The sequence below is a fragment of the Pirellulaceae bacterium genome (genome assembly GCA_019636385.1).
Classification (GTDB): domain Bacteria; phylum Planctomycetota; class Planctomycetia; order Pirellulales; family Pirellulaceae; genus Aureliella.
The window spans coordinates 997,603-1,002,453 of the sequence record JAHBXT010000002.1; the positions used below are offsets into that span (position 1 = coordinate 997,603).

Annotated in this window: 5 protein-coding genes; all 5 read right to left on the reverse strand. The window is 50.6% G+C overall.

Going from position 1 to position 4,851, the window contains the following annotated elements:
• Positions 1–35: 35 nt before the first annotated feature.
• The 5 genes from KF752_09405 to KF752_09425 all read right to left on the reverse strand — a co-directional run bounded on the left by KF752_09405 (position 36) and on the right by KF752_09425 (position 3,685).
• Positions 36–614, reverse strand: coding sequence for a hypothetical protein (locus KF752_09405; protein MBX3421757.1), 579 nt, complete (start codon positions 612–614; stop codon positions 36–38).
• Between the two features lie 89 nt (positions 615–703).
• On the reverse strand, positions 704–862 hold the full coding sequence (locus KF752_09410; protein ID MBX3421758.1) for a hypothetical protein: 159 nt from the start codon (positions 860–862) through the stop codon (positions 704–706).
• Between the two features lie 219 nt (positions 863–1,081).
• On the reverse strand, positions 1,082–1,390 hold the full coding sequence (locus KF752_09415) for a hypothetical protein (protein ID MBX3421759.1): 309 nt from the start codon (positions 1,388–1,390) through the stop codon (positions 1,082–1,084).
• Between the two features lie 206 nt (positions 1,391–1,596).
• A complete protein-coding gene (locus tag KF752_09420) occupies positions 1,597–2,988 on the reverse strand; it encodes a hypothetical protein (protein ID MBX3421760.1) in 1,392 nt (463 codons plus the stop codon).
• A gap of 349 nt (positions 2,989–3,337) precedes the next feature.
• A complete protein-coding gene (locus KF752_09425; protein ID MBX3421761.1) occupies positions 3,338–3,685 on the reverse strand; it encodes a hypothetical protein in 348 nt (115 codons plus the stop codon).
• Between the last annotated feature and the right edge of the window lie 1,166 nt (positions 3,686–4,851).

Genomic DNA, 4,851 nt, shown 5'->3' on the forward strand with positions numbered 1-4,851 from the left:
TCTTTGCTGTGGAGAGTCAATTGCCACCACCCCTTTCAAGGTGTTAGTTTTTGTTGAGCAAGCAGTCGAGCGGTACTGACATGGGGCTGAGTGCCTTGGCGTTTGGGGGTAGGTTTCTTTGGTCCCCGTCGATGCTTCTGGTACCGACGCAGCTGTGTCTTGTGGGCAAGTGCAAGTAGCTTGTGCGCCAACTGACCTGCATCAAGTTTCGCAAAGCGAGCTTGCCATTGGCTGTCTGGTATCGCTATCTCTAATCCCGTCCAGGTAGTGGCCACTTCGTTGGCCATATGGTAAATCGATACATTCTCCTCAACCGTCTGGCGACCATGCACCACACTCATGGCTGCTTTGGCCACGGCCAGCAAGTTGTACGTTACCAGTCCCATGGCGTAACCCAACAACGCGGCCGCCGGATAGCACAGCGTGTCGATCTCCCCGCGTAGCGATGAAGCAATCTCTCCGAAGGCCGCCTCGATGTCCCACCGAGTATGATACAGGTCCAGATCTGACGCCGAAACCTCCGCAGGCAGATTCGCCGCAGACAAATCTCCTGGGTGCCATCGGTTGTCGGCTTGTCTAGCTTGATCGTCATCCGCCGTAGCGCGTGACCGCACCTACGTGTTCTCCACGCTGACCGCTTGCCCTGTACCGTGCCAGTTGCGCATCTGGCTATCTCGCACTCTGGCCTCTTCGGCTCGGCAGGCTAATCGTGATGTCGCAACAAAAAACTGGCTTTGTTTCTATGGCACTCGAAGATCATCTGTTTGGTGCTAGAAATATTGTCGGCTATCCACAACTGGTCTTCGCCGTCGATCCAGTCCAACATCAGGCTTAGCTCTTGCGCATGTCCGCTTCGACGCATGGCAAGAAATCGCTGCTGATGATCCTTCGGTCTCCATCCAGTACGACTAAGCCTAATCCCGGCAGCGCGGTCCGCCACGCACGCCCGCGTCGGTTTGAGCCGGTGCCGGTAGCCCCTAGATGGCTGCCATCCAGATACAATGCTATACCCCCGGAGCACCGGTCTTCTGGTCTCTGCTCAACGCGTCGATGACCGCTGCCATCCGCTGGGCTGTGCGTCTTACCACCACGTGTTACCGTAAGCCCACTCCCGACAGCTTGTCATACAACGCGCGGCTACCGATACCCCCAGCTCTTCTCGCTGTGATTGATATGCCGCATGCAGCGATGGCTGCGTTTTAGTTACCGCCAGTGTCAGCAGGCCAACCACACTGGAAAATAGCAGCCTGTCTTCATATTGCCGCTGCCGGCTCTCTTCAAAAATCTTATCCAGTTCCCGTGGCGATAATATGTTGGCCATTGCAGCCCGGACCATCGTGGCCACAGGCGCTTGGTCTGCAAACCGTGACAACACGCTATCGAACGACATGGCTAGTTCCTCCTTGGTACGCAGTGCTTCCGCAGTCACTCTACACGCTGCCATTGGATTCTGTTCTTTTAAATCTAAATCACCGAGCATTCATCCCAACCTGCAACACTCTGGGCATTTTGACAGTGTTGCGGCAATCTCTCCAACCCCAGTTCTCGCTAGTAAAAGCTAGAAAGGGGTGGTTCAGACCTGGTTGTTTGCTTCCACTAAGGAACTTCTATTATTCGTTTCGCATACCCCTCAGCAATTTCATCCATTCCTAGTTTGCGATAGAGGTCGACTAGCGTGGGGAGGATTGATTTAGCTAGCTCCTGACTCTTTAGGGCTCGCTCTAGGTCTCTGACCGCTTCTTCGCTTCGGCCAAGCTTGGCCAGTATCTGACCTCTGGTTTCAAGGAAATAGGGGTGATCGGGAAGTTGCCTCAATGCCAGCTCAGAAAACCGCAGTGCCTGTTCAAGGTCGGCACCCTCTTTGGAACCCAGGCTGACAGCCAAATTGTTTAAGATGCCAGCCATCGCTCCTTGTTGTTCTCCGGCGATACGCAAATGCGTTTCCGCTTTAGCCGTATCTCCGTCCAGTAACGCTGCAGTGCCACTAATAAAATGGATAATTCCAGGATCCAATTGTTTGAGATTCTCTGCCAGCAATAAATGAAGCGATGGTTCGTCGATTGCTCGAGCATCTAACGCAAGTTCAATAATACTGTCGATAAGCAAAGGATGATTAGGTTGTATTTTCAGAGCTTCAAAGATTAGCTGAAGCCTTTGTGCCAACCCCGAAGCATCAGGCGATTGCTGCTTGAGTCGCTTTACCCAAGCCGCGATGGCTTCGGCGTACAACGCACGAACTTCAGTCGAATCTGCCGTGGCCAACGTACTGCGAATTAGATCGACCGAGTCTGATTCTCGTTCTAACATTAAATAAGCTCGAGCCAACTCCACACGACTCACCTTATCGCTAGAGTCCGCTTCCAACTTTTTTTCGTAGAATTTTGCAGCGATTTGAGCATACCGGTTCGCATCCGCCTGCTTGCCCACCCTCAGGCAGAGCAAGGCCGCCGACTGTGCTACATCTGGATGAAAAGGAGCCAGTCCTTCGATCAACTTGATGGCTTCGCTGTCAAGATTGTTTGCCACCCAATATTTGGCCATCGTCAAATAACGTTCTTTGTGCTCGGACGCTTTGGCATCAGCAAGCGCAACAGCCATCAGCGATCGAAATTGACTATGGTCCTGTTCGGTCCACCGCGAAAGATTGTCTAACGGGTATTTCTTTAGTGCTAACCAATAGGCCGCTGAGCTGCTTCGACTTTTTTCGACTACCTGCTGCATTAGCTCTTGCGCTGATTCGCTCTGTCCTTGATGTTCTAAAATGATGGCGCGTTGAATCAACAACGATTCGTTATATAGCTGAGTATCCAGTAGAGCCCGAACGGCTAGCGACGCAGTCTCCAGGTCATTGTTTTCCAGCGCAGACTTAAGTTGCTGGGCGTACTTCTGACGTCGTACACGACTATCACCAGGCAAAGCCAAAACACTTACGGATATAAATAGTCCGATTACCAGCAACATGATTAGTCCGGGAATCACGCTAGACATCGGTCGCGACCGAAACCAGCGCGCCGCAAAGTCTAGGAGCCATTCTGGCCACTTAACTGGATTGAAAAGGTTTCGTATTGTTGCTGCCTGAGGTTGGCTATCTGCAAGGTGCTTCAAGTTACTTGAATAGCCGTATCGATTGCGAAACCAGGGATGATTTCCCAATCGTGAACGCGCAGCTTGAATTACCCATAGCCTTGAGATCGCCTTGCGCAGCTTTCTACGGTGTGACTGCAACGATGCGATACGAAATGGTTTGAACTTCATCATGGAAGCGATGCACTGAAGCTTTCAAGCAACAAACGACACAAAAGAAGCCTGACTGTCCACATTTTAATCGAAAGTGATACTAGTTCCCGAAATAAAATCCATAGATGGCCAGAGAGACGACTCCCAAGGAGACTAAAGTCAGCAAGGTGTTGGACCAGAAAATATGCGAACCGCTTGATTCCTCATCGACCAAGTTCGGCTTGGGAGAAGGTCCTGTATTTGCCATATCTGCAAATAACCAATTCCAGGTATGCACAAATGGATTATCCTTGCGCAGACTCAGTTCTGGTGACATCATGGGATAGAACAGAAAGCGAAGTAGTTGATCGGACAATAGGATTAGCAAGATAGACAGAACGAGTGTGATTCCACTGATCAATAATCGAGGGTAGCCAAACGAACAATCGATGTTAAATCGATCCATCATGACGGCTATTGTGACAAGCTGTCCTGCTGATAGAAGCACGTAGATCAAGAACGCGAATACTAGGTAAAATCCAAGCAGCCACAAGCTCCGCCGTGCCCAAGCCACCCAAACGAACATCATCGAAATCTGCAACCACAAAGACAGTGAGCTGTCAGCCAATTGCTCTATGTTCCAACTCGCAGAACGTAGCTCCAAGATGCCGTCTTGTAATCGGCAGAGAATTGATAGTTGCTGCAAGATAGTTTCACTGATGATCGCTGCCCAATGAACGATAAAAATCGATAGCCGGTCTTCAACTGGTCCATGCAGGAGGCAAATTGGTGCCAGGCAGGGCCAGAAGCGAGCCAGCTCTAGTGGGCCGAGCGAGAAACTCTTGTGTGACACTAGAAAGGCACCACACAGGAAAAAACTACCCAAGCCTCCGTTGCTAGGACCAGTCAAAACAATTCCATACACGAAACATGCGAGCCCCAGAACGATGAGGCATCCTCCAAGCCGTTGAGGAAGTCGTACGCACCGATCCCAGCGACGGATGGTTAAGATTGCGCAAAGAAATAGGACAGTCAGCATGCACAGTGAGTCTGCGACACTCCACCGCTGTTCAGTCTGAGTCGAAATATACTGAAGAGGTAGCAGCATCAAACAACCCCAGAAAACAATCATTGTTCGCTGATTGGTTCGCGTTTTTGGCATATCGCGGTTTGTTCTGGGAAGGAGCTTAAACTAACCGAGGTCCATGAAAATTCAGGGAATCTAAGCCTCTAGGATACTATCCAGAAATCAAGGCCGCCACTATGCGGTTGGAGGCACTTTGCTTTGCAGAATTAAGATACCCTCAGCCCTCCAATGTTCCGGTTCCGTGCCGGTTTGTATGGCAACAGCTCATTTTTTAACTCCGCCAGGGCATCCACAACATGATTGAATGAGAAAAATCGTTGGTTTACACTAAACCCGATTCAACGCGAGCCCCGCGCTCTTAAGCTACTCTGCGCCCGCACAAATGAGATTACAAGATGTTCAAACGCAACAGAAAATCTGGCTCACGCCGATCAGTTAAAGCTACCCGAGCCAGACTCAGAGCAGCGTTAAGCTTAGAGATGCTAGAGCGGCGCGATCTACTAACCGCTTTGGACTCTTATGAAAGTGGACAGACTAAAGATCTACCC